Raw genomic sequence first — 25008 nt, 5'->3', positions numbered from 1 at the left:
CGCACGGCGCGACCGCTCCGGTGATGGTCATTTGACGGCAATGGGGTTCACCGGGGAGCCGACCGCACCGGTGAAGGGCAGGGGCTGGGCGGCGAGCAGGAACTCGTACACGCCGTCGCCGGCGCAGTCCTCCGCCAGCACCTCCGGGTCCCACATCTCACCGACGAGCAGGCCGATGTGCGGCAGGGCGACCTGGTGCAGCGGCTGGAACGAACCGGGGAACTCGTTGGGGCGGACCTCGAACCCCCAGGTGTCGGTGGCGATCGCAGCGATCTCGGAACCGTGCAGCCAGCCCGCGGTGCCGAAGGACAGGCCCGGCGCGGGTCCGCCCGCGTAGGTGCCCCAGCCCTCGCCGCGCGACAGCGCCCGTCGCACGCGGGCGAGCTGACCGGTGCGCACCAGCACGATGTCGCCCCGGCGGATCTCCGAGGTCGGACCCTGCCGCTCCACCGTGGCACGCAGGTCGTCGGTGGTGATGGCGTGACCGTCGTCCAGCTCTCCGTCCGGCCCGCCGAGCGCCCGGCCGACGTCGAGCAGGACCCCGCGCCCCACCAGGGGAGCCGCCAGGTGCTCGATGCCGGTTGCGGAGTCGCCCTCGCTCGTGACGGTCTCCGCTCCCTTGCGGCCGTTCCAGCCGATGCCGTGATCGAAGACGTGGCCGAGACCGTCCCACTGGGTTCCGCACTGGAGCGGCATGAACACCGCGTCGTCAGCGGCGGTGAGGCCGTGCGGGGTGCCCATCTGCTCGGCGGTGTCCTGCCCCGTCGACATCATGGTGTGCACCGGGTTGACCCGGCGCTTCCAGCCGTTCTGCGGGCCGTTCGCGTCCAGGGGGAGTGACAGGGAGAAGGACGTGCCTCGCCGGACGAGCGCCGCGGCGGCGGAACGCGCCTCATCGTGCAGGAAGTTGACGGTGCCCAGGGCGTCGTCCTCGCCCCAGCGGTTCCAGTTGCTGTAACGGGCCGCTGCCGTGGCGATGGCGGCCTCCGGGTCGGTCCCGTACTCGTCGAGAACGTTCATGGCCGGCCTCACACGGGGGGTGCGACGAAGCAGCCGCGGTCGACGTCGTTCTGGGACTCCTTGGCCACCAGCTCGCTGAAGGGGTTGGCGGTGCCCCACTGATCCTGGTTCTCCGGCTTGGACACGTCGTACTGGCTGGGGTGCCAGATGTCCTCGTCGAGCAGCTCCAGCTCGGTGGTGTACTCGATGGTGTTGCCGTGCGGGTCGAGGAAGTACGAGAAGGTGTTGTCACCCGCCGCGTGACGTCCCGGGCCCCACACCTTGTGCACGCCCGCCCGCAGCAGCCGGCCGGAGCCGCGCATGTACTCGTCCAGGCCCCGCATCTCGAACGAGATGTGGTGCAGGGAGGTGTGCGGACCGCGGGCGATGGCCATGCTGTGGTGCTGGGGGTTGCAGCGCATGAAGTACATGAGGGCGCCCATGTGCGGCAGGGTCAGCGCGTCCGACAGGTCGAAGTCGAGGTGCTTCTCGTACCAGGCGCGAGTGACCTCCGGGTCCGCGGAGTTGACCACGACGTGGGAGATGCGCACGGGGATCGCCTCGCGCTCCTCGATCCTGCGGTGCTTGCGCTCCGCGACGCCGGAACTGACCTCGATGGTCCGGCCGTCGACGTCGAAGAAACGGAAGCCGTAACCGCCGCCGGCCGTCCGCAGCTCGCGCGGTTCGTGCACCAGCTGGACACCGTCGTGCCCCAGGCGTGCCGCCAGCGCGTCGACGGAGGCCCGGTCCTCGGCGCCGTAGGCGATCAGGTCGAGCCGCTTCTCCTTGTCGCGGCGCAGCCGCACGATGTACTGCTCCGGGGAGCCCTCGGCGGCCAGGAAACAGACGCCGTCGTCGTCGGCGACAGGGGTGAGTCCCCACAGGGTGGTGTAGAACTCGCGCTGCTTGTCGAAGTCGGGCACCGCGAGGTCGACGTGGCGCAGATGGGTGATCAGGCGTTCCTTCATCGGACACCTCCGGTGGGTACGGACGGGAAGCCGGGCAGGGGGCCCAGCAGCCGTTGTGCGTTGCCGCCGCGCACGGCGGAGACGGTAGCGGTGTCGAAGCCGGCGGCGAGCAGTCGCTCGACGGGGTTGTCGACGCCCATGTCGAAGGGGTAGTCGCTGCCCAGGGTCACCTGGGTGGGGCCCATGACGTCGACGAGGTGGCGCAGTTGGTGCGGTTCGTAGACGAGGGAGTCGACCCACATGCGGCGCAGCTGGGCGCTGGGCGGTTCGGCGGTGGTGCGCGCGTCGGGCCGGACGTGCCAGGCATGGTCGGCGCGGACGATGTAGGAGGGGAGGTAACCGCCACCGTGAGCCGCCCAGATCCGCAGACCGGGGTGCCGTTCGAGCAGCCCGGAGAAGGCGATGCGAGAGAGGGCGAGTGCGGTCTCGACGGGGTTGCCGACGGTGTTGAACAGGTAGTAGGCGTTGAGCCGTGCGCCGAGCGTGCAGCCCCAGGGATGGATGAGGACCGCGGCGCCCAGTTCCTCGGCGGCCTGCCAGAACTCGGCAAGGCTCGGGTCGTCCAGTTCCACGCCCGGGGCCGCGGCGGTGGAGATCTGCACCCCGCGCACACCGAAGGACGTGACGGCTTCCCGGAGCTGTCCGACGGCCAGGTCGGGGTACTGGAGCGCCACGGTGCCGATCGGGACGAGCCGGTCCGGGCGCCGGGCGCAGAACTCGGCCACCGCCTCGTTGGACAGGGCCGCGATCCGCTCGGCGAGGTCCCGCCCGGCCCAGGCGTGGGGCAGGGGGACGGCGCTGACCGCCTGGATGTCCACTCCGCCCGTGTCCATCGCCGCCAGGCGCAGGTCCAGGCCGGTCAGGCGCGGGCCCAGCGCTCCGATCTGCTCGATGTTGGCGGCCATGGACGCGGGTCCCTGGGCGGCGGCATCGGTCTCGCGCTGCCGGGCCAGCCCGGGTTCGTTCTCGATCAGCGCGTCGACGGCCGGCACACCGAGGTGGGCGTGCAGATCGACGCTGGGTACGGCCGGCGGCTGCACGGACATCACGCCGCCGCCACGCAGCGGCTGCGCTGGGCACCGAGGCCGGTGATGGTCGCGTCCATGACGTCGTCGGGGCGCAGCAGCCGGCCGTGGACCAGGCCGTTGCCGGCCGGGCTGCCGGTGAGCACCAGGTCGCCGGGGAGGAGGGTGGCCATCTTCGAGCAGTGGGCGACGATGCGCGCCACGTCGAAGATCATGTCCTTGGCGGACTCGTCCTGCATGACCTCACCGTTCAGCTTGAGCGTCAGCTGGAAGTCGGCCGGGTCGGGGGCTGCCGAGCGGGGCACGATCACCGGACCGACCGGCAGGAAGGTGGGCGCGTTCTTGCTCGCCATCCAGTCGGCACCGAGCTCGGGCATGTCGCGGCGCAGGACGAGTTCCCGCAGGGTCAGGTCGTTGACGATCACCCAGCCCGCCACCGCGTCCAGAGCCTGGGAAGGGTCCAGGTCGCGGGCCGGCCGGCCGATGACGGCCGCCAGCTCCAGTTCCCAGTCCGGCTGCTTGCCGTACGCGGGCAGGACGACGTCGTCGTACGCCCCGCAGATGGCGCTCGGCAGACCGGTGAACACGTACGGCGGATGCTCCAGTCGCTGGTCCATCTGGTCCACGGCGTCCGCGCGCACTTGTTCCGGGGTGCGCCCGTCGGACGGGTCGTGGTGCTTGACCGCGAGATCGATGACGTGCGTGCGGTAGTTGGCACCGGCCTGGAAGATCTGCCGGGGCACGACCGGGGCCGCGACCTGGAGCCCGTCCAGCGGGGTCCACCGCTCCCGGTCCGGGTCTGCCGCGAGGGACTCCAGCACGGGCCGGACGGTGTCCCAGTCCTCCATCAGGGCCAGGACGGACGCGGGCCGGCCGGCCTTCTCCTCGGCGGCGAGATCGAGAACCCGGTCGCGGCACAGCAGCCCCGGGAACGGGGACCGCCCCGCCCGGGAGAAGCTGCCGAGCGCCCATGGTCCGGCGTGGTCGATCGAGGACACCATGCACGTGCTCCTTCGCAGGCTGTTCGGCCGACGCCATGTAACGTCGACGTGAACAGCAGCATGCGGGCCGGCCCTGTCGGCAGGCCAACAAATGATCCGTATGGTGAGCCATCCATGGAGCCGATGGCCGCTGAACGACCGCCTACGGAGGGCACGTTGGAGCTTCCCGCGCTCGATCTGAACTTGATCGTCGTGCTGCACGCACTGCTCCAGGAACGCAATGTGACCCGGGCCGGGGAACGGGTCGGGCTCAGCCAGCCGGCCACCAGCGCCGCGCTCGCCCGGCTGCGGCGGCACTTCGACGACCAGCTCCTGGAGCGGACCGGCAGTCACTACGAGCTGACCCCGCTCGCCCAGGGGCTGCGGGCGGAGCTGGGGGAGACGGTGGAGCAGCTCTCACGCCTGCTCACCGCCCAGCCCCGATTCGATCCGGCGACCACCACCCGCCGCTTCACGGTGCAGTGCTCCGACTCCGTCCTCACCGCGCTGGGCGCACCCCTGGTCGCCTCCCTGCACCGAGCCGCGCCGGGTGCGGGCATCGACTTCCGGCCGGTCAGCCGCAGCATGCTGGGCGATCCGCTGCTGGCCCTCAGCGACATCGACGTGCTGGTCATGGCCCGGGGCCTGCTGTCGGACCTGCCCAACGAGGATCTCTACACGGACCGCTGGGTGTGCGTGGCCTGGGCGGAGAACGCTACCGTCCCGGACGTCCTGACCGCCCGGGACGTGCGGGAGAGCCACTGGGTCGTCCCCTACGGCCCGTCCCCCCAGGCGTCTCCGGCCGACGCCCATCTGGCCGCCCTCGGTCTCGAACGACGCGGCACCGTGACCGTGCAGAGCTTCACCGCGCTCTGCCGGCTGGTGGTGGGCGGCGACCTGCTGGCCCTGGTCCACCAGCGTGATCTGCTCGCCGCGCCGGACGTGCCGCTGCGCAGCGTCGCACTGCCGACGAAGATGCCGGCCCTCAGCCAGGCTGCATGGTGGCACCCCCGACGGCAACTGGACCCCGGGCACCGGTGGCTCCTGAGCCTGCTCTCCGACACGGCGGCGGCACTGCCTCCTCTGTGATCACGGAGGGCGGGGACCGTCCGGAGCGGTGCTCCCGGCCGCCCCGCCGTCGAGCCGGGGTGGCATACGCCCTCCGGGAACCCATCGGGGAAACATCGCTCGGGCCCGTTGACATCACCTGGGCTGGTGACCAATGCTCGCGATACCGTAGTGCAAACTACGCTTTGGTCACCCGGTACGAGGCGGTCTCCGCCTCTGCATGAAGGCGACCGGGCTGCACTCAGCAGGGTGAGTGCCGTCCTGCCGGGCCGCCCGCTTCCGACTCTTCGGTCCGAGGGCCACCCACATCACCGAGCCGACGCCCCCTGTCGCGCATCACGGAGGGACCCACCATGAGCACCCGCACCGTCAAGCCGGGCCGCGTCGCCGTCATAGGCGCCGGCCCGGCGGGCATGGCCACAGCCCTGTCCGTCCACCAGGCCGGCCACGAGGTCGCCCTCTTCGAGCGTTACCCGCAGGCCCGGCCGGCCGGCAACATCCTCAATCTCTGGCCGGCGCCCATCAAGGCACTCGGGCTGATGGGCGTCGACACCGATGACCTCGGTGCACCCTGCAAAACGGTGTTCCGCAACGTCCGTGGACGGCAGCGCGTGGTCGTGAACCTGCCCGAGGACATCATCCGCGACTACGGCGGCGGCTTCATCGGCCTGCTCCGCCCCGAGCTGTACGAACGGCTGCTGGCCGCACTGCCCGAGGGCGTCCTGCGCACGGACCACGCCGTACGGCGCGTGGAACAGGACGAGTCCGGCGTCCGGCTGCACTTCGCCGACGGAAGCACCCACGAGGCCGACGTCGTCGTCGGGGCGGACGGCATCAACTCACTGGTCCGGAGCACGCTGTGGGGTGAGAGCCCGCTCCGGCAGCACAACCTGCACATCTTCGGCGGCTTCCTCCTCGACGACGACGACATCCCCGCCGAGCCCGGCCTGTGCCTGATCGCCCACGACCGGTCGGTGCAGGCGAGCGTGACGGAGATCCGGCACCACGGACGCTCCGGCCGGCAGTGGTGGCTGCTGGAAGCCCACGACGCGCGCGAGGAGTACACCGGTGACCTCCACGCCCGTGCCACGGAGCTGGCCCGCCGCTTCAAGTCGCCGGTTCCGGAACTGGTGGCCGCCACCGACCCGTCCCATGTGCAGCACTGGCCCATCCGCGACCGCAAGCCGATCAAGCAGTGGTCCAAGGGCCGCGCCACTCTCGTGGGGGACGCCGCACACCCCACCTCCCCCTACGCCGCGTACGGAGCCGGGATGGCCACCGAGGACGGCTACTTCCTCGGCCGCCGACTGGCCGGTGTGGACCTGAGCGACCACGCGCAGGTGCGCCGGGCGCTGCAGGACTTCGAGACGCCGCGCAAGCCGCACACCGCCCGGCAGTCGCAGACCGCCTACGTCCTCGGTCAGGTCTTCCACCACGCGCCGAAGCCGCTGCGACCGGTCCGGGACGCGATCCTCGACCGCACGCCGCTGCTGCAGAAGGTGGTCGGTGAGGGGACACCGGGGGAGATCCTCAAGCAGATCGACGAGATCGACCGCGCGGAGGCGGAGTTCGACAAGCTCTCCGGCACCCGCAAGCACGCGGGCTGACCCGGGACCGGAGAACGGACCGGTCCTGCCCGGCACCACTGCCCGGCCGCCTCCCGCGAGGGACGCGCGGCCGGGCGGACGTCATGCGCCGGCGTCGATGCCGCCGAGCAGCGTGTCGTGGAAGTACCGGGCCACCTCGGCCGCCGAGCGTCCGCCGCCCGGCCGGAACCACTGGTAGGCCCAGTTGCACATGCCCAGGATCGCCATCGTGGTCAGGCGGGGGTCGGCGATGCGGAACTGCCCTGCGGCCATGCCCCGTTCAAGGACGTCCAGCAGCATGCCCTCGTACCGGTCACGCTTGCCGGCGACCTCTTTGCGGACCGGCTCCGGCAGCTCGCGGTAGTGCTCGAAGAACACGCGCAGGTGGCCGGGGTGGGTCTCCATCAGGGACACCAGATCCGTCATGATCGCCAGCAGCAGGCCGCGCGGGTCGAGCGCACCCTCGTCGAGGCGGCGCTGCTGCGCTTCGACGATCAGGTCGATCATCTCCTGGTGCATCTGCACCAGGAGCGCGTCCTTGCTGGGGAAGTAGTAGTACAGCGACGGCTTGCGGATGCCGACCTGCTGGGCGATGGCCTCCATGGACGTCTCCTGGTAGCCCCGTGTGTCGAACAACCCGGCCGCGACCTTCATGATCTGCGCCTTGCGCTGCTCGCCCGGCATGCGCGTGCCGTCGCTCCGTGCGTCCGCCACCAGTGAACTCCCGTTTTTCCGTCGTCTGCCCGCTCAATCTATGCCACGTGCCGCTGCGGGGGAGGGGCGTGGCAGCCCGTCGAGCGGCCGCAGGCCCAGGGCGTTCGTCAGGCAGGCCACCTTGTGGTACTGCGTGACGACGAGCAGCAGTTCCACGATCTGCTGTGCCGTGTACACCTCGGACAGGGCCGCCCACAACGCGTCGGAGACCGTGGAACCGTCGTGGATCTCGTCGGCGAGCCGGATCACCAGGGCGTCGTGCGCCGCCCACGGGAAGATCTCCCGTGGTTCCGTCGTCGCCTGGATCTCGGCTTCATCGAGACCGGCTTCGGCGGCGAACATGCGCACATGGATGCCCCATTCCGTCTCGGCTCCGGCCCGGGCGCACACCCGCAGCACGGCGATCTCCCGGGTGCGCGCGTCGAGCACGGGGGCGCCGAGGCAGGCGGCGGTGGCCCGGCGCAGATCGTCCAGCGCGGCGCGGCTGTGGGCCACGGCTTCGAAGAGAGGGAGCGGGCGCCCGTCGGGGAGACGGTAGGGGTCCAACAGCCGGCGAATCTCCGGATCGTCCGGAAGGGTGTCGGGCAGGCGTCCGGTCATGCGGCGGCCACCCGTGTCAGATCCATCTCCGTCACACCGGCCGGGACCCGCACCGCGCAGGCGGTCCTCTCCCGGACGTCCGCAGCGGTGACGCCCGGAGCGGTCTCGCGCAGCACCAGCCCCTCGCCGGTGACGTCGAACACGGCCAGGTCGGTGATCACCCGGTGCACGACGGCCGCGCCGGTGAGCGGCAGGGTGCAGCGGTCGAGGATCTTGGGCTCGCCCTTGCGGGTGAGGTGTTCCATGGCCACGATCACCCGCCGGGCACCGTGCACGAGGTCCATCGCCCCGCCCATGCCCTTGACCATCGCCCCGGGGACGGCCCAGCTCGCCAGGTCCCCGTCCGCCGAGACCTGCATGGCCCCCAGCACGGCGACATCGACGTGGCCGCCGCGGATCATGGCGAAGGAGGTCGCGGAGTCGAAGAAGGAGGCTCCGGGAAGCACCGTGACGGTCTCCTTCCCCGCGTTGATCAGATCCGGGTCGGCCTCTCCCGGCAGTGGGTAGTCGCCGGTGCCGAGGATCCCGTTCTCACTGTGCAGCCGGACACGGACCCCCGGCGGGAGCAGCCCGGGGACGAGCGTGGGCAGGCCGATGCCCAGGTTGACGTACTGGCCGGTCCGCAGCTCCAGGGCGGCGCGCCGGGCGATCTGTTCACGGGTGAGGCTCATCGGGCCGTCTCCTCCTGTGCGGCGGGCCGGCGTTCGGTCAGCTTCTCGATGCGCTTCTCCGTCCCGGGGCCGTCCGGTCCGACCGGCACGACGCGCTGGACGAAGATGCCGGGGAGGTGCACCTCGTCGGGGTCGAGTTCGCCGGGCGCGTACAGCTCCTCGACCTCGGCCACGGTGACGCGGCCGGCCATGGCGCACAGCGGGTTGAAGTTGCGGGCGGCGCGACGGAAGACGAGGTTGCCGTCCGCGTCGCCCTTCCAGGCGCGTACGAGGCCGAAATCCGCCTGCGTGGCGCGCTCCAGGACGTACGTCCGGCCGTCGAAGACCTCTGTGCGGCGGGGTGGTGAGGCCAGCGCGACGGAACCGTCGGACGCGTAGCGCCACGGCAGACCGCCCTCGGCGATCTGCGTGCCCACGCCCGCGGGCGTGAAGAAGGCGGGGATGCCCGAGCCGGCGGCGCGCAGCCGCTCGGCGAGCGTCCCCTGCGGGATGAGCTCCACCTCCAGCTCACCCGACAGGTAGCGGCGGGCGAACTCCTTGTTGTCCCCGACGTACGACGCGGTGACCCGGTCGATCTGCCCTGCTTCCAGCAGGAGACCGAGGCCCCAGCCGTCGACGCCGCAGTTGTTGGACACCACGTGCAGCCCGCTCGGGCCGGCCGTGCCGAGTGCGTCGATCAGCAGGCTGGGGATGCCGCACGATCCGAAGCCGCCGACCGCGAGGGTGGCCCCGTCGGGGATGTCGGCGACGGCCGCCACGGGGTCGGTGACCACTTTGCCCAAGGTGGTGTCGCCTGTCACGGGTGATATGTCCTGGAGGGGATCCACTGGCATGACCCATCCGTCCTTCCGGTTCCTGAACGGTTGTCGGAGGTTGTGGTTCATCAGCACGGTTCTGGGGGGGGCGGCCCCCTGGCGCGGGCGGTCCGGCGCGGCCCCCGGCGCACCGCCGTGACCCGATGGCGGGCTGTTGACACTGCGGCGTGGTGCACTCTACGTTATCTACCGTCTGGAAGGTAGATGATATGAGCCAGGATTCGGCATCCCATGAGGTGCCCGCCGCCGCCCTGAACCTGGTGCGCGGACTTCTCTCAGACGCGACCGCCATGGCCCGCTCGGGCCTCGCCTCGTCCGCCGACATCGACACCGCCATGCGGCTCGGGGCGGGCCACCCCATCGGCCCGCTCGCCTTCCTCCGCGGCCTGGCCCCCGAGGTACGCGCCCGCCACGACCTCGCCGAACCGCCGGCCGGGAACACCGGCGGCGACCGGACGGAGGAGGGACACGAGGCCGGCGTCTGGACCCACCCCGTGGGTATCGCCGGTACCGGGACCATGGCATCGGGGATCACGGAGGCCATGGTGCGCGCGGGCGTTCCCACCGTCGTACTGGCCCGTTCACGCGGCTCGGCGGACCGGCTGGTCGCGGCCGTCACCAGGAGCATGGACGCGGCCGTCGCCAAGAGCCGGCTCGCCGCGTCCGACCGGGACGGCGCCCTCTCCCTCCTCGGAACGACCACGCGGCCCGACGACCTGGCCGGCTGTGGGCACGTCATCGAAGCCGTCGCCGAACACCGCGACACCAAGAAGGAACTGCTGGCCCGGCTGGACGAGGCGCTGCCCGCCGCCACCGTCCTGGCCACCAACACCTCGTCCCTCACCGTCGGTGAGATCCGCGCGGACCTCCCCGAGCGGCGGACCGTCATCGCGCTGCACTTCTTCAACCCCGCCAAGGCGATGAAGCTGGTGGAGGTCGTCGGCGCCGGACAGGACACGACCGTCCTGGACACGGCCTGCGCCTGGGTGCGTCGCATCGGTAAGGTGCCGGTGCGCTGCGGGGACGAGCGCGGGTTCGTCGTCAACCGTCTGCTGATCCCCTACCTGAACGACGCCGTACGGGCCCTCGACTCCGGCGCCTTCACGGTCGCCGAGGCCGACGCGCTGATGCGCCGGGCCCTCGGACACCCCATGGGCCCCTTCGAGCTCATCGACCTCATCGGCACCGATGTCACCGCCGCCGCCCAGTCGATGCTGTACGAGGCATCGGGTGACCCACGCCTCGAACCCGCCGACGGCCTGCTGAGACTGGTCGCCGAGGGACGCCTCGGCCGTAAGAGCGGCACCGGATTCCACGACCACACCACCCCTTCCTCCCGGAGCACGGCATGAGCACCCGCCCCACCCCCGATCCGTCCCTGACCGAGCGCAACGCCCTCTACATCGGGGGAGACTGGCGCCACCCGGCCGGTGAGGCCACAGACGTCGTGGTCAACGCCGCGGACGGCACCGGGCTCGGCACCGTCCCCCGAGGCACGGCCGCCGACGTGGACACCGCGGTCCCGGCGGCCCGCACGGCCGCCGACGCCTGGGCTTCCTCCTCGACGGCCGAACGCGCCGACGCGCTGCGCGCCCTGAGCGCGGGCCTCACCGAGCGGCAGGACGCGATCGCGCAGGTGATCAGCCTGGAGGTCGGCACCCCGCTGAAGATCTCCCAGCGGGTCCAGGTCGGACTGCCCTGTGCGGTGCTGAACTCCTTCGCGGACACGGTCTCCTCCTACGCGTGGGAGCACCAGGTGGGCCATTCGCTCGTCGTCCGGGAGGCGGCGGGCGTGGTCGGTGCGATCACGCCGTGGAACTACCCGCTGCACCAGCTGATCGCCAAGGTCGGCGGCGCCCTCGCGGCGGGCTGCGCGATCGTCGCCAAGCCGGCCGGGGTGGCCCCGCTGTCCGCGTTCGCGTTCGCCGACGTCTTCGCCGAGGTGTCGGCGCGGCTGGGGCTTCCCGCCGGGCTGTTCAACCTGGTGTCCGGGCCTGGCTCCGAGGTCGGTGAGGCGATCGCCGGGCACCCCGGCGTGGACGTCGTCTCCTTCACCGGATCCACCGCGGCCGGCGCGCAGGTCATGCGCACCGCCGCCGCGAACATCACACGCGTCTCGCTCGAACTGGGCGGCAAGTCCGCCAACGTCATCCTCGAGGACGCGGACCTGGGCCGCGCCGTCAAGACGGGCGTGAACAACGCCTTCCTCAACTCCGGCCAGACCTGCTCCGCGTGGACCCGCATGCTGGTACCCCGTGAGAAGCAGGACGAGGTCGTCGAACTGGCCCGGGCCGCGGCCGAGCGCCTCACCCTCGGCCATCCCCTGGACCCGGCCACCCGGCTCGGCCCGCTCGCCTCCGCCCAGCAGCAGGCGGCCGTACGCGACTGCATCCGGCTGGGCGAGACCGAGGGCGCCAAGCTCGTCCTCGGAGGGGCGGAGACGCCGGACGGTCTCGACCAGGGCTTCTACGTGCGCCCGACGATCTTCGCCGATGTCGATCCCTCCTCCCGGATCGCCCAGGAGGAGATCTTCGGCCCGGTGCTCGTCGTGATCCCCTTCGACAGCGAGGACGAGGCCGTGGCCATCGCGAACGACAGCCCGTACGGCCTGGCCGGCGGTGTGTGGAGCGGTGACGAGGGCCGGGCCCTGGCTGTCGCCCGACGCATCCGCACCGGCCAGGTCGACATCAACGGCGCGGCCTTCAACCCGGCCGCCCCCTTCGGCGGCTACAAGAAGTCCGGGCTCGGCCGGGAGTTCGGCACGCACGGCATCGACGAGTTCACCGAGACGAAGGCGATCCAGCGATGACCACGCCCGCACCGGCGGCCACCGGCCACCTGCTCACGATCAGCCGTTACTACGACGGATGCAGCACCGGTGACGTCGACTTGATGTGCGCCACCCTCGCCGACGACGTCGTCCACTTCTTCCTCACCCCCAACCCCGGCTCGGCGGCCGTGCGCGGCGGTGAGCACCTGGCGCGCTACTGGCGCAAGGTGCACCGGATGATCGACGCCGTCTGGATCGTGGACCACATCCTCGACAAAGACGCCGAAGCCGTCATCGAGTGGACGATGTTCTGGACCCCGCCGCAGACCGGGCGACGCGTGACCACCCGGGGTGCGGAGTGGTTCACGTTCGGCGAGGACGGACGGATCACCGAGATCCGCTCGTACTACCGCCAGGAGACCGGCCAGGACACGGAGCTGGACGGTTTTCCGTACGCGGACCGCGCGTACTCCCGCCACGGTGCCGAGCACAGTTCGCTGCACCCCGGCCCGGCTGCCGAGGAGGCCCGGCGATGAACACGGTCACCACGACCCGCAAGGGACCCGTCGAGTGGATCGTCCTCGACCGCCCCGACCGGCTCAACGCCCTGGACGAGCCGACCCGCCGAGCCCTGCTGGCAGCACTGCTCCGGGCCGAGGACGACCCGGACGTCCGCTGTGTCGTCCTCACGGGCGCGGGCCGCGCCTTCTGCGTCGGCCAGGACCTCGCCGCCCGCCACGAACTGGACGACGCGCAGGCCACCGTCCGGGACACGTACAACCCACTCGTCACCGTCATCACCACCATGGACACGCCGGTCATCGCGGCGGTCAACGGTCCGGCAGTGGGCGCGGGCATGGGGCTGGCCCTGGTCTGCGACCTCGTGGTCGTCGCCGAGAAGGCGAGCTTCGCATGCGCCTTCGCCAAGGTCGGACTCGTTCCCGACACCGGCGTCTCCAGCGTCCTGGTGGGCGCCCTCGGTCATGCCCGGGCTTTCGAACTCGCCGCGAGCGGGAGGTCCTTGAGCGCGGTCGAGGCGCACGGGCTGGGCCTGGTCAACGCCGTCGTCCCGGCCGAAGAGCTGGAGAAGGAGGCACAGGCCCGTGCCGAGGCACTCGCGGCCGGGCCCGCCACCGCGCTGGCCTTCACCAAGCGGGTCTTCCGCCTGGCCTCGCACGCCCCGGTCGCCGAGGTGATCGCGGCCGAGGCGGATGCGCAAGGAGTCGCCGCCCGCAGCCCTGAGCACGCCGAAGGGCTGACGGCCTTCACCGAGAAGCGCGCCCCACGCTTCACCACCGCCCGCTGAAGCACGCCACGGCTACAGTCGGTAACCGGCCGGGGAGGCCTCCGCTCGCGGGGGCCCTCCCCGGCCGACGACCTCCCCCATCCGCACCGCCACCGCCTTCGCGCAGCAGGAGCAGCTCACATGGTCATCGAGCACGCCGAACTCACCATCACCCCGGGCCGGGAGGCAGCCTTCGAGGAGGCGTTCACCCGCGGCCACCGAGTGATCGCCAAGGCGCCCGGCTACCGGTGGGCGCGGCTGGTCCGGCAGGTGGAGAAACCGAGTACCTACCTGCTTCTGGTCGGCTGGGAGACCATCGAGGCCCATACCGTCGAGTTCCGCGAATCCGAACTCTTCGCACAGTGGCGCGGAGCGGTGGCCGAATACTTTGCCGCGTCCCCCGGCGTCACGCACTATGAAAACCCATGGGAAACCGATCTGCCCACGTGACCTGCAGTGACGACCGGGTCGTGGTCCGGGGCGGCGATCGTGCGCCCGCAGGACCGCGGGCCTCCGTACCTTCCCCTCCCTGGAGTGACCGCCATGTCCGTCACGCACAACCTGATCGCTCGCGCCATGCAGCTTGTCGCAGGCCGGTTCGCAGGCCCCATCCCCGAGCTCCGGTTCACCGACCTGCCCGGACACACGCGTACGCTCACCGTCCCCACCGAATCGGGCTCCGTGCCCTGCACCGTCTACGAGCCCCGGCCGGAGCCCGGAACCCAGCCGCCTCCGGTCCTCCTGAACCTCCACGGCGGCGGTTTCGTCCTCCGCCACCCCGAGCAGGACGATCACATCTGCCGTTACCTGGCGGCGAACGCCGGCTGCGTGGTCGTGAACGCCGACTACGCCACCGCTCCCCAGCGCCCCTTTCCCACCGCCCCGCGACAGGCGTACGGGGTGTGGCAGTGGCTCGTCGCCCATTCTGCCGAGCAGGGCTGGGACGGGAGCCGGCTGGCCGTCGGCGGGCACAGCGCGGGTGGAAACCTCGCCGCAGGCGTCGCCCGCCAGGCCCGGGACCACGGCACGTTCGCACCGCTCCTCCAGATCCTCGACTATCCCGCGACGGACCTGGCCAAGGACCCCGCCACGAAGCGGGCCCGCACCGGCAAACCCGTGATCAGCGCCCGCAGTGCCGCGATGTTCACCAACGTCTACGTGCCCCGCCCAGCCGATCGCCTGGACCCGCTCGCCTCCCCGGTCCTCGCCGACGACCTCGAAGGACTCGCACCCGCCCTCGTCATCACTGCCGAACTCGACTCGCTGCGCGACGAGGCCGACGACTTCGCACAGGCGCTGGCCGCTGCGGGAGTGCCTGTGACCCACCGGGTCATGGAGGGCGTCGATCACGTCTTCACCCACCATGGCCCGGCGGACGCGGCCAAGGAGGCCATCGAGCTCATGGCCCGGTCGTTGCGGACTGTCTTCTCCGACCAGCGCCGCTGAGCACAGGGCTACGTCAGTCGTCGAGGCCGCCCCCGGCGTCACCGTCGAGGACACATCACGGCCCGCACCGACGCACCCCTGCCTGGACAACGCCACAGCCGCGTGCCGGGCCCCGCGGGGCGGTGGGCCTGCCGCGGGCCGCTCCCAGCCGAGCTTGAGCGGAGCGACGCCCCGACTGGCGGCGGCCTCCTCGTAGTCCCCTCGCGCCTCGGCGACCTGCGCGCGGGCCAGACAGACCGATACCAGCACATGACCTCGTAGTGAGGGAGGTCCGCGGCGGTCTCGGCGGCGCGGTGGCCGGCTGCCGCCCAGTCGTCGCGCAGGGCGTGGATCGGCCTTCGTGACGGCGGAGACGCGGGTGACCGAGCCGCCGCGCGCGGTCCTGGTGGATCTCCGCGGCACGGCGGTGCCGTTCGGTACGCAGGGTCAGTAGTTGGAGCATCCTGTTCCTCGCCACGTACGCCATCACGGTGGCCGCATCGGTGATCCTTCCCGCCGTGGCCTACAGCCTGTTCTGGAAGAGTTTCCACCGCACCGTCCTGCTGTGGATGGTCCACGGCGGGCTGATCTGCTGCACCGTGCGCCAGCTGTCGAGCCCCACGGTCTCGGGCGATCCGACGGCTCTCTTCGCCGACCTGGACTTCCAGTGGTTCCCGCTGCGGCACATCGGGATCGTCGCTCTGCCGGCCACTCTCCTGCTCGGCTGGGCCGGGAGCCGTATGAGCCGCCGAACCTCCGCGGAAACGGTCAGGGAGGCCGAGGCCCGTGTGCTCACCGGCCTCGACACCACCTGACGGCATGACGTGGAGGCTCCGGTCGGTCATCGGGCAAGTTCGCCGAACCGACCGAGGCGACGATGCGGGGGTCATCGAGGCGGCCCGATGACCCCCGCACGTCGTCAGGATCGCCGCGACCGGCCGGGAACGCGTCGGGGAGACCGTGAAACGAGCCACCGGCTGCCGCACAGGCACGGCGATGTCCGGACGGGGCGCCGGAGCAGGTGGTCGCAACCAGGTCGTCGTCGCGAGTTGCCGGGCCGGGACACCGCCGCTTCGTCGACACCGACCACGGAGCCCACGAAGAAGGACCGCAACGCGTGGATGACGCAGCAGAGCAGCGGTCCGCCCGGCAACCGAGTGGATGATGGAGGCATGCTGTCGGCGAACGATGCCGGAAGCGCCGACCCGGTCACAAGGTGGCGTTCGGCGCCGTCACGGAGATCGACGGACGCCGGCGTCGCGAACCGCATCGTGGCGAAGCCCTGAGCGCCGCGACCTGGCGGTGAGCGGGGCCCGTCGCTGATGACGGGCCTGGTGCCGAACGGTCAGCCGCGCAGCGCGTCGGCGAGGTCGAGGTGAAGATCGGCGGCGTGTTCGGGGGCGACGGTGCGTCCCGATGCCAACAGGCGGCGTGTTATGAGGTGTTCGCGGTTCCGGTTGAGCGACTCCACCGCTCCCAGCCGGCCGTCCGGACGGAAACGGAACACACTGAACGCGGTGCCGGAGGGGTCGCCGCGAACGACCAGGTGGTCGTCCGCGCGGCTGAAGCCCGCGATGTTGAGCCGGTGCGTGCCCCAGTGGCTCCAGAACCATGGCTGCATGGCAAACGGGTCGCCGGTCCTCCCGGTGATCCGGTCGGCGAGGTAGCGGGCCTGTTGCTGGGCGTGGGGGACCGACTCGATTCTGATTCTGCCGCCGGGAACCTCGGGGTCAGGGATGCTCGCGCAGTCGCCGAGGGCGTGGATCGCCGTATCGCTGGTGCGCAACCACTGGTCGGTCTCGATGCCGTCGTTCACCGCCAGCCCGCACCGGGCCGCGAGCTCGATCCTCGGTGAGACGCCGATACTGGCCACGGCCAGATCGCTTGTCACGTCAGGGCGCCCCTCGACGGCGACGGACGTGATCCCGCCCCGTCGCGTCACCGACACGAGCCTGGCCTCGCAGAGCAGGTCGACGTCGAGTTCGCGCATGATCCGGCCCACGGCGGCCGAGACGTCGGGGGCCAGTCGCCCCAGCGGCCGGGACTCATTGGTCAGCACGCTCACCGCGACGTCGCGGCCTCTCGCGGCCGCTGCCAGCTCCAGCCCCAGGAAACCGGCCCCCACCACAGTCAGCCGGCTGCCAGGTACCAGCCGGTCGCGGACCGCGGCCGCGTCGGCGCTGGTGCGGAAGGTCTGCAGCTCCCGGCCGCCGGCCACCGGCAGCTCGCGCGGCTCGGCGCCGGTGGCGAGGACGAGCACGTCGTACGACAGCGTCCTGCCGCTGTCGAGCTTCACGCTGCGGCCCTCACGATCGATCGCTGCCACGCCGTGCCGGTGCAGCGTGATCCGGTGTTCGTCGAACCAGGCCGGGCGACGCAGAGGACTGTGGGGGACCTGCGGGCCGGTCAGGAACTCCTTCGTCAGCGGGGGACGCTCGTACGGTGTGTCGGAGTCCTGGTCCAGCAGGTCCACGCGGCCCGTGAAGCCCTGCTCGCGCAGCCGGCCGGCCAACTCCATGCCGGCGTGGCCGGCACCGACGATCACGACCGACGCCGGATGCGGCTCAGTACTGGGTGTCAGGGACATCGACGATCAGGCTCGTTTCAGGAGTCACGGGAAGCTGGCAGGCCAGGCGGCTGCGCACCGGGTCGCGGTCGGTGATCACGACGTCGAGGATGTCGAGTTCCTCCTCGTTCGGAGCCGGCAGACCGCCGAGGTACTCGTCGTGGACCTTCACGTGGCACGTACCGCACATCGCCTGTCCGCCGCACTCGCCGATGATGCCGGGGACACCGTGTTCGACGGCCAGCCGCATCGCGGTGGTCGGCTGTGTCACGGACACGGCCCTGGGGGCGGTCCCCGCGCTCACGTACACGACGCTGCCCGCGTCGGCCTGATGGACGATGCGCTCCTGCTGGTTGCTCTCGGTCACGTCGTTCCTCACTTGGTGTTCTCGGTTTCCCATGTCACGGGCAGGCCGGGCAGTCCACGGAAGAAGAATCCGTGGAAGCGCGCATCGTCGTCGACGGGTGTCAGGCCGGGAAGCCCGTCGTACAACAAGGGCCACGCGACCTCCGCTATCGAGCTCCGGGCGGCCCAACTGCCCGCGCAGATATGGGGTCCGGAACCGAAGGCGAGGTGAGGTCTGCGCGGGCGGGACACCACGAACCGATCAGGCTGTTCGAAGTGACGGGGGTCGCGGTTGGCCGCGCCGAGCAGGATCCACACCAGCGACCCCGCGGGCATCGTGACACCGTTCAGTTCGACGTCCACGCGCGCCCGGCGCATCAGCGTGTGGATCGGCGGCATCCAGCGCACCACCTCGTCGAAGACCTGGGTGTAGGTGTACTCGCCGGCGCGTACGGCGGCCAGTTGGTCAGGATGCTGGGACAGCGCGTGTACACCAGAGGTGAGCACGTGCTGCGGCTCGTTGACCCCGCCGGAGATGGCCAGCTTGGCGTTGGCGCGAACGAGGTCCGGCGGCAGGCCCGCGCGGAGCATGACGGAAATCATGGAAGGGTCCGCCGAGCCGGCCAGTTCGGCCATGCGCCGGTCGATCGCGGCGTCCGCCTCGGCGTTGGCGATGCGGTTGGCCTCGGAAACCCGCGGGTCCTCCTGGACGTTCGCCACCGCGGCGATGAACGCGAGCGACCAGCGCTGCACGTCGGTCCACGGCACGTCCGGCAGGCCCACCACCACCCCCAGGTTCATCGCGGCGTAGGGGAGCGCGAAGTCGGCATTGATGTCGGCGCCGGGGCCGAGCCCGCGGAACCGCTCCAGGACCTGCCTCGCATGGGCCTCGAAGTGTGCGCGCCACACCTCGGCGATGACTTTGGGCCGTAGGGCCGGGTTGATGGCTGCTCGCTCCACGCCGTGCTCGGGTTCGTTCTTGCTGAGCATCACTTCGCCCATGGCCCGTTTCAGGGGGCTGTCCTCCTGCTCGATCTCGAACAGGTCCTCGTTGGCTTCGACGAAACGGCAGTCGTCGAGCCCGGTGAGGAGGAACCGGCCGAGCTGTGGAGCCCACGTCACCGGCCCTACCGCCCGAAGCCGGTCATAGACGGGGTAGGGGTCCTCGGCCAACTGCTCCAGGGTCACCCAGTCTGCGGTCGGCACTGTGTTCACCGGCATGTCCTGACCTCCTCGTCAGTTCGTGTGCCACAGCATGGACGACTCCGTTTCCAGCGGTAAAGAGCGATATCGTGCTCTGAATCCCCGGGATTTCGGAGGAATGATGGGCTTCGACGACCACCGCCGCTTCACCCTGCGCCAGCTCGCGGTCTTCGTCGCGGTGGCCGAGTCCGGCTCGATCAGTGGGGCATCGGGCGCACTGGGCATGTCCGAGACATCCGTCTCCTCGAACCTGACCGATCTCGAGCGGGCACTCGGCCTCCGGCTGTGTATCCGGCGCCGCGCCCGAGGCGTGGAGCTGACCACACACGGCCGTGACGCCCTCGACCGCGCGCGGACCCTGCTGGACGCCGCCGAAGACCTGCACGGTGATCTGGCCGCCCAGCACAGCCGTCTCACAGGGGTCGTCCGAGTAGGGGTCATGGCCGGCCTCGCGCCGTCGCTGGCCCCTCCGGTGGTCGACGCGTGCCGAATCCGGCACCCAGGGGTGGTCATCGACCTGGTGCTCGGCAGCCAGGACGATCTGATCGGCCGGCTCGGCACGGAGATCGACCTGGCAGTGGTCCTCGGTCGCCACCTCCCGCGAAGCGTGCCGCGGCGTGAAGTGTTCGAAGTGACCGTGCACGCGATACTGCCCGCGGACCACCCCCTGGCCGCGCGGTCGAGCGTCGCCCTCCGTGACCTCGTCCACGAGCCCCTCCTGCTGGTGGACACGCCCGCGTCGGTCGAGCACGCCCACGCGATGTACGAGTCGATCGGCGCCACTCCCCACGTGGGCTTCAGAAGCAACAGCTTCGAGGTCACCCGCTCGCTCGTGGGGCGCGGCCTCGGGTTCAGCCTGCAGGTCCTGCGTCCCCATGGCGACCACACCTACGAAGGGCTCCCCCTCGCCGTACGCCCGATCGATGACGTCGACCTCCGAGAGATCGTCGTCGTCGCGTGGTCGGCAGAAGTGCAGCCCTCCTCCCGGGCCTCGGCGCTGATCGATCTCACGGCCGAGGCACTCGACACCGCCGATGTGCGCTCTGCATGGAGCGTGTAGGCCTCGTGCCGGACCGCTCAGCCGCCGGTTCCACTCCGAGCCGCACGACGTCCGGACGCCCCCTGCTGAGGGGCGAGGAGGACGACGCCGCACACCGCACGGGTCACGCCCGCGTCGAGCACGCGATCGGCCGGATAAAGAGAGTTGACCCCCAACTGCTCACCGTGTGATTCGGATTGACGCCAGAACAGGAAACGGGCGACGAGCACCTTGCGGCTGTAGTCATCTGTGCGGACGTCGGCATGAGGCACAGGAACTTCCGGTTGGACGCGGGGACGCCGGACACGCCTGCCCCGGAGGTCTCCGACGTGATCAAGCCACCCTGCCGACCGTCAGCAACTATTTGTACGAAACATCTAGCATCTGGGCATGACCGCGCTTACCATCCGGGCATGACCGACCGAGAGAAGCGCGGCGGTCCGAGCCGTCCCGCTGACTGGTTCCTTGGAGGACACCGGGGAGGTTGAGCCTCACGTCCGGACACGGCGTTGGCCTTCTCCGGTTCCAGCCCACCTGTTCGAAGCTGGCGTAGCGCCGTGGTCATCGGCCGAGGCGACCGGGCGCCGTCGGCAGAGCAGGGCGTCGGCGTCTTCCCGCTGAAGGCGAGGGCCACGGCTGACGCCTGCGGACCACCACACCTGACTCGGACCGGCCCACTTCCCTTGACACGGTCATCGGCCCGCCCACATATTCCGTCTTCGGCAGCTGCCGTCGGCGGCCTCCTCCCGCCGATCCGGCGGAGCAGAAAGGAGCGCGCGAGCGCGTGTACACCGAACCTTGGAACACTCACATCGAAGACAAGTTCGCGACACCGGCCTTTCGGCACGCAGCCGAGTTCTGGGTCCCCAGGAAGCCACTGGTCATCGTCCCTTCCCGGCTGATCGACGCTTCGGCGCCGGTCTACGGCTACGGTGAGGTCGGCGCCGGCGACAACGATCTCCTGTCGCAGCACGACGGTGTGCCGATGGGCGAGCAGATCATCGTCCACGGCCGGGTCACCGACAGCTGGGGACGTCCCGCGCGTGACATGCTCGTCGAGATCTGGCAGGCCAACGCCGCGGGCAAGTACGTGCACGACCACGACCGGACCCCGAAGCCGCTCGACCCCAACTTCACGGGCGCGGGGCGCACACGCACCGATGCCGACGGCGCGTACACGTTCAAGACCATCAAGCCGGGCGCCTACCCCTGGACGAAACACCGGGAGGCATGGCGCGCCCAGCACCTCCACTTCTCCCTCACCGGCCGGGGCCTGTCCGAGCGTCACGTCACGCAGATGCTCTTCCCCGGCGATCCCCTCATCAGCAGCGATCCGATCGTCACCACCATCCCCGACGAGAAGGCACGCCAGCGGCTCGTTTCCCGGCTCGACTGGGAGGCCTGCATCCCCGAGATCGCCCTCGCCTACCGCTTCGACATCGTCCTCGGCGGCATCAACGCGACCCCTGCGGAGCATTGAGATGACCACGACTGCAGATGACGGGAACCGCGTCGCGCCCTCCGGGACCGACCAGCTCGTCCGCACCCCGCGCACCATCCTCGGCCCGTACTTCACGCTGGGCATGCCGCTGTGTTCGGCAGTGGAGCCCGAGGACGACCGCACCCCGTTCACCGTCACCGGACGCGTGCTCGACGGACTGGGCCATCCGGCCCCGGGGACGATGATCGAGACCAACCAGCCGGAGGGCTTGACGAGGTCCTTCACCGGCCCGGACGGCGCGTACTCGGTCACCACCGTGAAGCCGAAGGCTCTGTCCGGTCGTGCGCCGCACTTGACGCTGCTGATCACCACCGGGGCGATGATGCGTCCGGCAGTGACGTGTCTCTACTTCCCGGACGAGGCGAACGACACCGACGAGCTGCTCGCGCAGCTGTCGTCGCAGCAGCGCACCACGATGCTTGCTCGCGCCACCGACGACGGCTATGAGTTCGACATCCACCTGTCCGGTGAGTCCGAGAGCACCTTCCTCGGCTGGCCCGGACTCCAGGGTGACGTGGAATCAGTGGGTGAGGAGCCGTGATGACCGGAACGTACGGCGTCGTCACGATCCCGAACGGCGAACTCGCCTGCTGCGACACCGGCGGGCCGGGGCCGGTCGTCCTCCTGGTCCTCCCCGGAGCCTGAACGAGGGAGATGTGCGGAACTGCCGTCTTGGTTCCCCGAGTTCGGGCCGAGCTGCCGAGCTGCCGAGCTGGCGCATCCGGCAGGCCACCGCCCGCAGCCGAGCATCTGACATGGCTGCCGAACGGCCAGGTGCGTGAGTGTGCCGGACGGAGGCCACACCCTCGCCGGGGAGCGGCCGGACGAGCTCGACGGCGCCCTTGTCGCATTCCTCCGCAGGGTTCGGAGCGTTCCTGTGTGGCAAGCCGGCGGAGTCGTTCGCGGACCGGAGGGCGGCGGTGAGGCGCTGGTGCGTTCCGCCGCTCTTCGCGTCTTCGGAGGCCCCGTCGAGGGGTTGACCTGCCTCGTGAACTACCGGCGGACGCACGCCCCGTGGCGGCATTCGACCTGGGACCGGGGTGCTCGTCGGGCCGCCCGCCGCGGTACCCACCGGGAGATGAGGTACGTCTACAGCCGTCCTCGGCATCTCCTTGCCAGGCTTCAACCGTTCGGTTAAAGTCGGGATCCTGCTGACTGAGACACGCCTACTTCCATGCATAGGAGCTGTCGAGTGAAGACCTTTGACGCATTGGCTCGGCGCCTTATTCATTACGGCATCGAGCCCCTGTTCGGTCTCATGGGTGACGCCAACATGCAGTTCATCGCGAGTTACATCGATGAGCACGGTGGGCGGTACATCGGGAGCACTCACGAGGCCGGTGCGGTGGGCATGGCGGACGGTTACGCCCGCGCGACCGGGACGGTCGGCGTCGCCACGGTGACTCATGGCCCGGGAACCACGAACACTCTTACGGCGCTCACGGAAGCCGTTCGTGCCGGAACGCCTCTCGTGCTCATGACGTCGAGCACCCCGAGTTCGAATCCGAATCATATTCAGAAGATTGATCTGGAACGTCTGACCGAGCCGACCGGAAGCGCCTTCAGGAGGCCGCTTCGAGCGCAGGATGTTCCCGACGAGCTGGGGCGCGCATTGGCTCAAGCCCGATCCGAATCGCGCCCTGTGGTGCTGGACATCCCCGTAGAATTCCACGGAGTGGAGATCGAGGACACGGCCGCTGCTCCACGTGAAGCGCCGGTGGCTGAGGCAGACCTTGATCCGGAACTGCTGGATGCCGCACTCGGAGTGATCTCCTCGGCGCGTCGCCCCCTTGTGATAGCCGGGCGCGGCGCCGTCGAGTCGGATGGTCACGAGGCCATCACCGCGTTCGCCGATCTGATCGGGGCCGCGGTAGCGACGACGGTGGCGGCCCGCGGCTTCTTTTCCGGCCACGAACTGGACCTCGGCATCTGCGGGAACCTTGCTCACCCGGACGGTCTCACCGCAGTGCTCGACTCCGATTGCGTGATTGCTTTCGGCGCCAGTCTCAATAGTTACACCACAGATTCCGGATCGCTCTTCGAGGGCAAGCCGGTAGTGCACATCGATCGATCCGCCGATCATCTCAACAGGTATCACCAAGCGGAGGTCGGGCTCTGCGGAGACGCTGCCGCCGTTGCCACGGCCATGACCCAGGTTCTCATTTCGGAAGAGATCGAGTTCGCGTCAAACCGCGCCGGCCTGGCTGAAAAGCTTCGGAACCGTGTCCCCTCGGATGATTTCGTCGATGCGAGTGGCCCGGACACCGTTGACATGCGGTCGGCGATGCTGCGACTGAGCAAGCGCCTTCCGCCGAACCGGGCGGTCGTGACGGATGCCGGCCGTTTCTTGAGGTCGGTGTGGCGGTACATCGACGTGCCCCACCCCCGGCACAGCGCGGTCACACACAACTTCGGATCCATCGGCCTGGGGATCGGGTGCGCGACAGGCGTCTCCGTGGCGGCACCCGACCTCGTGACCTTCGCCTTCGTGGGAGACGGCGGAGGGATGATGAGTCTGACGGAGTTCAACACCTCGGTGAGGTACGGACTGCCGCTGGTTCTCGTTGTCATCAACGATGGCTCCTACGGTGCCGAGTACTCGAAGCTGCAGGGGTTCAACGCTGATCCACGCCACTCCCTGGTGCAATGGCCCGAATTCTCGGACCTGGGGGTCGCGTTGGGCGGAAACGCCGTGACGGTGCGGTCCCTGGAGGAGATCGACAAGCTCGACGAGTCCACGTGGGCTCCGGAGAACCTTCCCTTGCTCCTCGAGATCAAGGTCGATCCTTCCATCGACTACTACGCGTAGCACGCGACGGCTCGGAGACGTCGGGGCTTTCCCCGGAGCGCCGGGCTTGTACGCACGGTGCGGTGAAGAAACCCGGCGACGTGCACCCGGGCTGATGACCGGTCTTCGCCCACCGGTGGCGGGCCCTCGGAAGGCTCGCCCAGATTGTGCCAGTCAGCTGCCGCTCTGCTCCAAAAGACGGTGCGGCCGCGAACCTGCTTGGCCAGGAGACTGTCGCCGGAGAACGTGCCGGGCCGGCGTTACCGGCCCGTACCCGCGGTGGCACCTGACCGGTGCCCGTACCGCGTTGTGTTCCTCCATGTCTTCCAGGCCCCGCTCGGCACGACGCGCCCCGCGACTGTCCGTCGTCAGGGGGCGTCACCCGGGCAGCTCCGCGGCGTCCTTGCGCCGCGGGCCGGCGGGCTACGGCACGCGAGAGGCGTGACGTCGGCCGGAGTGTCACACAGGGGCACAAGACTCCAGCGCGATGCGCTGGTCAGACACTTTTCGCTCGAGATGGACCAGACAGTGACGGTAGTAAGGAGATCGGCGTGAGCTTGAGGATCGTTGTCTGTGTGAAGTACGTGCCCGACGCCACCGGCGACCGGCACTTCGCCGATGACCTGACCCTGGACCGTGACGACGTCGACGGTCTGCTGT

At 70.2% G+C, this 25008-nt stretch carries 24 protein-coding genes and 2 pseudogenes; 15 read left to right on the top strand and 11 right to left on the bottom strand.

The window, feature by feature from the left end; all coding sequences use genetic code 11:
* Nucleotides 1–27: 27 nt before the first annotated feature.
* The 4 genes from VN520_RS39230 to VN520_RS39215 are packed head-to-tail and all read right to left on the bottom strand — an operon-like array spanning nucleotide 28 to nucleotide 3993.
* On the bottom strand, nucleotides 28–1020 hold the full coding sequence (locus tag VN520_RS39230; protein ID WP_325751739.1) for a cyclase family protein: 993 nt from the start codon (nucleotides 1018–1020) through the stop codon (nucleotides 28–30).
* Between the two features lie 8 nt (nucleotides 1021–1028).
* The gene (locus tag VN520_RS39225; protein ID WP_325751738.1) at nucleotides 1029–1967 is read right to left on the bottom strand and encodes a VOC family protein; all 939 of its coding nucleotides are present in this window, start codon (nucleotides 1965–1967) and stop codon (nucleotides 1029–1031) included.
* Nucleotides 1964–3013: an amidohydrolase family protein gene (locus VN520_RS39220; RefSeq protein WP_325751737.1), complete on the bottom strand. Its 1050-nt coding sequence runs from the start codon at nucleotides 3011–3013 to the stop codon at nucleotides 1964–1966. The genes VN520_RS39225 and VN520_RS39220 overlap by 4 nt, the downstream gene beginning before the upstream one ends.
* Nucleotides 3013–3993: a fumarylacetoacetate hydrolase family protein gene (locus tag VN520_RS39215; protein WP_325751736.1), complete on the bottom strand. Its 981-nt coding sequence runs from the start codon at nucleotides 3991–3993 to the stop codon at nucleotides 3013–3015. Before VN520_RS39215 ends, VN520_RS39220 begins: the two co-directional genes overlap by 1 nt.
* 123 nt (nucleotides 3994–4116) lie before the next feature.
* Between VN520_RS39215 and VN520_RS39210 the strand changes: the two genes are divergently transcribed.
* Together VN520_RS39210 and VN520_RS39205 are read left to right on the top strand one after the other, a co-directional pair.
* Nucleotides 4117–5061 (top strand): LysR family transcriptional regulator, encoded by a 945-nt coding sequence (locus VN520_RS39210; protein WP_325751735.1) that lies wholly within the window; start codon nucleotides 4117–4119, stop codon nucleotides 5059–5061.
* A 332-nt stretch (nucleotides 5062–5393) separates the two neighbouring features.
* On the top strand, nucleotides 5394–6647 hold the full coding sequence (locus VN520_RS39205; RefSeq protein ID WP_325751734.1) for an NAD(P)/FAD-dependent oxidoreductase: 1254 nt from the start codon (nucleotides 5394–5396) through the stop codon (nucleotides 6645–6647).
* 81 nt (nucleotides 6648–6728) lie between these two features.
* Here VN520_RS39205 and VN520_RS39200 read toward each other — a convergent pair whose 3' ends face one another.
* The 4 genes from VN520_RS39200 to VN520_RS39185 are packed head-to-tail and all read right to left on the bottom strand — an operon-like array spanning nucleotide 6729 to nucleotide 9444.
* The gene (locus VN520_RS39200) at nucleotides 6729–7340 is read right to left on the bottom strand and encodes a TetR/AcrR family transcriptional regulator (protein WP_325751733.1); all 612 of its coding nucleotides are present in this window, start codon (nucleotides 7338–7340) and stop codon (nucleotides 6729–6731) included.
* A 33-nt stretch (nucleotides 7341–7373) separates the two neighbouring features.
* The gene (locus tag VN520_RS39195; RefSeq protein ID WP_325751732.1) at nucleotides 7374–7940 is read right to left on the bottom strand and encodes a carboxymuconolactone decarboxylase family protein; all 567 of its coding nucleotides are present in this window, start codon (nucleotides 7938–7940) and stop codon (nucleotides 7374–7376) included.
* A complete protein-coding gene (locus VN520_RS39190) occupies nucleotides 7937–8611 on the bottom strand; it encodes a CoA transferase subunit B (RefSeq protein WP_325751731.1) in 675 nt (224 codons plus the stop codon). Before VN520_RS39190 ends, VN520_RS39195 begins: the two co-directional genes overlap by 4 nt.
* The gene (locus VN520_RS39185) at nucleotides 8608–9444 is read right to left on the bottom strand and encodes a CoA transferase subunit A (RefSeq protein WP_325751730.1); all 837 of its coding nucleotides are present in this window, start codon (nucleotides 9442–9444) and stop codon (nucleotides 8608–8610) included. Before VN520_RS39185 ends, VN520_RS39190 begins: the two co-directional genes overlap by 4 nt.
* A 191-nt stretch (nucleotides 9445–9635) precedes the next feature.
* On the opposite strand from VN520_RS39185, the gene VN520_RS39180 reads away from it, so the two are divergent.
* From VN520_RS39180 to VN520_RS39150, 7 genes are all read left to right on the top strand, one after another.
* Nucleotides 9636–10778: a 3-hydroxyacyl-CoA dehydrogenase family protein gene (locus tag VN520_RS39180; protein WP_325751729.1), complete on the top strand. Its 1143-nt coding sequence runs from the start codon at nucleotides 9636–9638 to the stop codon at nucleotides 10776–10778.
* A complete protein-coding gene (locus VN520_RS39175; protein ID WP_325751728.1) occupies nucleotides 10775–12235 on the top strand; it encodes an aldehyde dehydrogenase family protein in 1461 nt (486 codons plus the stop codon). The genes VN520_RS39180 and VN520_RS39175 overlap by 4 nt, the downstream gene beginning before the upstream one ends.
* Nucleotides 12232–12732, top strand: coding sequence for a nuclear transport factor 2 family protein (locus VN520_RS39170; RefSeq protein WP_325751727.1), 501 nt, complete (start codon nucleotides 12232–12234; stop codon nucleotides 12730–12732). The genes VN520_RS39175 and VN520_RS39170 overlap by 4 nt, the downstream gene beginning before the upstream one ends.
* The gene (locus VN520_RS39165) at nucleotides 12729–13502 is read left to right on the top strand and encodes an enoyl-CoA hydratase/isomerase family protein (RefSeq protein ID WP_325751726.1); all 774 of its coding nucleotides are present in this window, start codon (nucleotides 12729–12731) and stop codon (nucleotides 13500–13502) included. The genes VN520_RS39170 and VN520_RS39165 overlap by 4 nt, the downstream gene beginning before the upstream one ends.
* A 120-nt stretch (nucleotides 13503–13622) precedes the next feature.
* Nucleotides 13623–13931 (top strand): antibiotic biosynthesis monooxygenase family protein, encoded by a 309-nt coding sequence (locus VN520_RS39160; protein WP_325751725.1) that lies wholly within the window; start codon nucleotides 13623–13625, stop codon nucleotides 13929–13931.
* A gap of 93 nt (nucleotides 13932–14024) precedes the next feature.
* Entirely contained in the window at nucleotides 14025–14927 is a 903-nt protein-coding gene (locus VN520_RS39155) for an alpha/beta hydrolase (protein ID WP_325751724.1), read from the top strand.
* A gap of 470 nt (nucleotides 14928–15397) precedes the next feature.
* The gene (locus VN520_RS39150) at nucleotides 15398–15721 is read left to right on the top strand and encodes a hypothetical protein (RefSeq protein ID WP_325751723.1); all 324 of its coding nucleotides are present in this window, start codon (nucleotides 15398–15400) and stop codon (nucleotides 15719–15721) included.
* Between the two features lie 530 nt (nucleotides 15722–16251).
* Here the strand turns inward: VN520_RS39150 and VN520_RS39145 are convergent.
* Genes VN520_RS39145 through VN520_RS39135 form a run of 3 tightly spaced genes read right to left on the bottom strand, consistent with a single transcriptional unit; the run spans nucleotide 16252 to nucleotide 19038 of the window.
* Nucleotides 16252–17493, bottom strand: a complete 1242-nt coding sequence (locus VN520_RS39145; RefSeq protein ID WP_325751722.1) for an NAD(P)/FAD-dependent oxidoreductase — start codon at nucleotides 17491–17493, stop codon at nucleotides 16252–16254.
* Nucleotides 17471–17839, bottom strand: coding sequence for a 2Fe-2S iron-sulfur cluster-binding protein (locus VN520_RS39140; RefSeq protein ID WP_325751721.1), 369 nt, complete (start codon nucleotides 17837–17839; stop codon nucleotides 17471–17473). The genes VN520_RS39145 and VN520_RS39140 overlap by 23 nt, the downstream gene beginning before the upstream one ends.
* Before the next feature lie 8 nt (nucleotides 17840–17847).
* Nucleotides 17848–19038 carry a cytochrome P450 gene (locus tag VN520_RS39135; protein WP_325751720.1) on the bottom strand — a complete coding sequence of 397 codons (1191 nt, stop codon included), beginning with the start codon at nucleotides 19036–19038 and terminating at the stop codon, nucleotides 17848–17850.
* 103 nt (nucleotides 19039–19141) lie between these two features.
* On the opposite strand from VN520_RS39135, the gene VN520_RS39130 reads away from it, so the two are divergent.
* The 6 genes and pseudogenes from VN520_RS39130 to VN520_RS39105 form a co-directional block, all read left to right on the top strand.
* Entirely contained in the window at nucleotides 19142–20080 is a 939-nt protein-coding gene (locus VN520_RS39130) for a LysR family transcriptional regulator (RefSeq protein WP_325751719.1), read from the top strand.
* 50 nt (nucleotides 20081–20130) lie between these two features.
* A pseudogene (locus VN520_RS39515) lies at nucleotides 20131–20220 on the top strand (IS5/IS1182 family transposase); the annotation flags it as partial.
* A 623-nt stretch (nucleotides 20221–20843) separates the two neighbouring features.
* Nucleotides 20844–21539, top strand: coding sequence for a protocatechuate 3,4-dioxygenase subunit beta (locus tag VN520_RS39120; protein WP_325751717.1), 696 nt, complete (start codon nucleotides 20844–20846; stop codon nucleotides 21537–21539).
* A gap of 1 nt (nucleotide 21540) precedes the next feature.
* The gene (locus tag VN520_RS39115; protein WP_325751716.1) at nucleotides 21541–22101 is read left to right on the top strand and encodes a hypothetical protein; all 561 of its coding nucleotides are present in this window, start codon (nucleotides 21541–21543) and stop codon (nucleotides 22099–22101) included.
* A 651-nt stretch (nucleotides 22102–22752) separates the two neighbouring features.
* Entirely contained in the window at nucleotides 22753–24369 is a 1617-nt protein-coding gene (locus tag VN520_RS39110) for a thiamine pyrophosphate-binding protein (RefSeq protein WP_325751715.1), read from the top strand.
* 530 nt (nucleotides 24370–24899) lie between these two features.
* A pseudogene (locus tag VN520_RS39105) lies at nucleotides 24900–25008 on the top strand (electron transfer flavoprotein subunit beta); the annotation flags it as partial.

Origin of the sequence: Streptomyces sp., assembly GCF_035563135.1 — a bacterium.
In the GTDB taxonomy this organism is placed as follows: Bacteria; Actinomycetota; Actinomycetes; order Streptomycetales; family Streptomycetaceae; genus Streptomyces.
The sequence above is the reverse complement of the archived record's forward strand: the minus strand, read 5'-3'. Positions and strand labels throughout refer to the sequence as shown.